Source organism: Bacteroides timonensis (genome assembly GCF_000513195.1).
Lineage (GTDB): Bacteria > Bacteroidota > Bacteroidia > Bacteroidales > Bacteroidaceae > Bacteroides > Bacteroides timonensis.
Genome location: NZ_CBVI010000152.1, coordinates 1 through 3,456, shown reverse-complemented (window position 1 = coordinate 3,456; position 3,456 = coordinate 1). Strand labels below are relative to the sequence as shown.

Below are 3,456 nucleotides of genomic sequence, written 5' to 3'. Positions count from 1 at the left end.
GGCTGCACAATGAAAGTTTTTCGATAGTTGTCAGCACTCCAGCACTAAGACAGCTAATATACAATAAAACAAACAGTTGCCTTGTGCTGGCAACCGTTGCAACCAGTGCTGACAAACTGTTTATCAGCACTGTTTTTTTCGATATATTTACGGATTTTCCGATTTAACCTCCTGTGGTTCAGCACGTACATACACTTTATGCGAACCACGCCCGATTGTGCTCAAATATCCCTTTTCCACAAGCAAATTGAGGTCATCCAGTGCTTTATTCTTCAAAAGTCCCGTGATACAGCTGTAATCTTTGCGTGTAATGAAGGGATGCGTCTCCAAAAACACCAGTAAACGGCGGTAACGCTCGGCACCGCCAAGCTCCGCACTCTTACGGAAACCATATTTGGCACGCTCCACAGAACCGGCACACCGCTTGCGGAAATCGGGTGATACACGGAAATGTACTTTGCCGAAAAAGATAGTCTGCGCGTGGATTTCTTTCGGGTCCATTACCGGACGGCCTTGCAGGCCTGCCGAAAAATATCCCATGTCGCCCAACTGAACGTGGTGTCCTTCGGATAAATAATATGAAACCCGATCCTCTATCGCCGCCAACAAACCATGGATGTCACCGGGGCTGAAACTGGACATTCGGGAAATGTCACTAACCAAACGCTCTGTGTCAATCGTACCTTTATTCACGATACGTGGATACAAGGGTTGTAATTCACCGTCACCCTTCGGGTTAGGTCTTCTTTGGAAGTCATACTGTGCTGCCATTGTTTTTTGTTTCTGTTTAAAGGGTTAATACTGTTCTTCTTAAGTGATTGAAAGCCAAAACAAGGCAGAGAAATGTGCAGATAGTCTGTCGTTTTTGTGCTTTTGGCTTAGGATAAATGTTCTTATACTTATTCCAAAACTTCGTCCTGCAATTGCGGGCTGTCCGGTGGGCAGTTGCAGGCTACTTGGTTCCCATATCGAAACCGTCGGGCCCGCAATTGCAGGACGAAGTTTTAGAGTAAGCAAAGATACAAAATCAATAAGGCAAAAGCAAGTTTTCCCTTAAGTATTCGTTAATTTTTCTCATGCATTTAGGACGACAGTCTTTAAGGATAAATAGAATCATAAAAGGCATTTATAATTTGCTTTCAGCGCATATTATGCGTACCTTGCGGTCGCTAAGGAATAACCCTTATTGCTCAATTATTTCAAAACACATATACGGATGAAAATAACTCTTATCAGAGAAGACCGGGAGAGTGGAAAAGAAACCCTCAGCACCTGCGAAGCTGACGCATGGATAGACCGGATAAAAACAGAAACCAAAGAGGAACACGTCACAAGATTGCGCTCCATGCTCCTTTACACGAATCCTGACAGCGGAGGATACTATGAACACATCGACAAGTTGCCGCGCATTTATCCCTCCGTGGAATTCGGAAGAAGCAGAGACAACGGGCGAAAACTGAAACACTACAACGGCGTAGTGATGTTGGAAGTAAACCATTTGGCCGGATTGTCCGAAGTGGAACTGGTGAAACGGCAGGCGGCTTTGTTACCGCAAACTTGGGCGGCTTTTGCCGGAAGCAGTGGACGGAGTGTGAAAATCTGGGTGAAATTCGCCCTGCCGGACGGAAATTTGCCGGTGAAAGAAGAAAACATGGAGTCTTTTCACGCACACGCCTACCGCATGGCAGTGCAATGCTACCAGCCCATATTGCCGTTTCCCATCACGCTGCGAGAGCCTTCTATGACGCAAAGCTGCCGCATGACGCTTGATGCATATCCCTACTTCAACCGGCAAGCCATTCCTTTCTGCCTTGAGCAGCCCTTCGGTATGCCCGGCGAAGAAACTTTCCGGCAACGCCAACTGACGGAAAAGAACCCATTGTCAAGACTGAAACCGGGTTACGAAACCTCGCAGACCTTCACATTATTGTTTGAAACAACCCTCAGCAAAGCACTGAATGAAATGGAAGAATGGAAACGGGGCGACGACTTGCAGCAACTGCTGGTGTGCCTGGCAGAACACTGTTTCAAGGCAGGCATACCGGAGGAAGAGACTGTACGCCAAGTCATGATACATTATTTCAAGCAGGCGGACGAACCAACCGTGCGGACAACTGTCCACAACCTCTATCAGGAATGCAAAGGATTTGGCAAAAGAAAATCGCTGACACCGGAACAAGATACTGCTTTCCGACTAAATGAATTTATGGAACGCAGGTACGAATTCCGTTTCAATGCTTTGACGAGCGACCTGGAATACCGGCAACGGGACTCCATTCATTTTTATTTCCAGCCCGTTGACCAGCGTGTAAAAAACAGCGTGGCAATGGATGCCCTGCAAGAAGGTATCCGTGTGTGGGACAGGGATGTGAACAGGTATTTATCCTCCAATCGAGTACCGCTTTATAATCCGGTGGAAGACTACCTCTGCAATCTGGGCCGCTGGGACGGAAAAGACCGCATCCGCGCATTGGCCGACCTTGTACCTTGCAACAACCCTCATTGGAGGGAACTTTTCTACCGTTGGTTCCTGAATATGGTGGCGCATTGGAGGGGGCTCGATAAGTTGCATTCCAACAGTACATCTCCCCTATTGGTGGGCGCGCAGGGTTTTCGGAAATCCACCTATTGCCGCATCATTCTCCCACCCGAACTCCGTTTCGGCTACACCGACAGCCTGGACTTCAAGAGCAAACGGGATGCGGAACTATACCTGGGGCGCTTTATGCTGATCAACATCGATGAATTCGACCAGGTCAGCATCAATCAGCAGGGCTTTCTGAAGCATTTATTGCAAAAGCCCGTTGCCAACCTGCGCAAACCGTATGGCAGCAGCATACAGGAAATGCGGCGCTATGCCTCGTTCATCGGGACAAGCAATCAGAAAGACTTGCTGACCGATCCGAGCGGCAGCCGCCGTTTCATCTGCATAGAAGTGACCGCACCGATTGATACAAACGTAACCATCAACTACCGCCAACTCTATGCACAGGCGATGGAAGCCATCGTAAAGGGCGAACGTTATTGGTTTGATGATGCCGATGAGGCTATTTTGCGTGAAACGAACCAGGAATTCGAGCAAATGAGCCCGGTTGAGCAGTTATTCCATTGTTATTTTCGTTCACCAGAGGAGGGAGAAGAAGGCGAATACTTGTCTCCCATGCAAATACTGGAACATCTACGGAGTAAGAATAAAGATATCAAGCTGACTGCAAGCAATGTAAATCACTTCGGAAGGATATTGCGGAAGAATAACCTGGAATACAAGCGAACTTGCAAAGGCATTATATACCGGGTAGAAAAGTTATAATAATTTATTTTTCAGTGTGACGACAAACGGTTTGCCGTCACTTATCACAACGGTTGCCGTCATACGGCAACCGTTTCTGTTTCAATAGATTAAATGGAGTTGTGCTGAAGTGCTGACAAACTATGCAAACTTATTATTGAAAAACC

The 3,456-nt window shown here is 47.1% G+C and carries 2 protein-coding genes; one reads left to right on the top strand and one right to left on the bottom strand.

The features are described 5' to 3' along the window. Positions 1 to 147: 147 nt before the first annotated feature. Complete coding sequence (locus BN161_RS25790; RefSeq protein WP_044271771.1) at positions 148 to 771, bottom strand: HU family DNA-binding protein; 624 nt, start codon at positions 769 to 771, stop codon at positions 148 to 150. Between the two features lie 445 nt (positions 772 to 1,216). Between BN161_RS25790 and BN161_RS25785 the strand changes: the two genes are divergently transcribed. Further along, a complete protein-coding gene (locus BN161_RS25785) occupies positions 1,217 to 3,310 on the top strand; it encodes a BT4734/BF3469 family protein (RefSeq protein ID WP_044271769.1) in 2,094 nt (697 codons plus the stop codon). The last annotated feature ends 146 nt before the right edge of the window (positions 3,311 to 3,456 follow it).

What these genes read in the sequence shown, in the direction of transcription:
- BN161_RS25790 (WP_044271771.1), bottom strand. Translation starts at nt 771, where the DNA reads ATGGCAGCACAGTATGACTTCCAAAGAAGACCTAACCCGAAGGGTGAC.
- BN161_RS25785 (WP_044271769.1), top strand. Translation starts at nt 1,217, where the DNA reads ATGAAAATAACTCTTATCAGAGAAGACCGGGAGAGTGGAAAAGAAACC.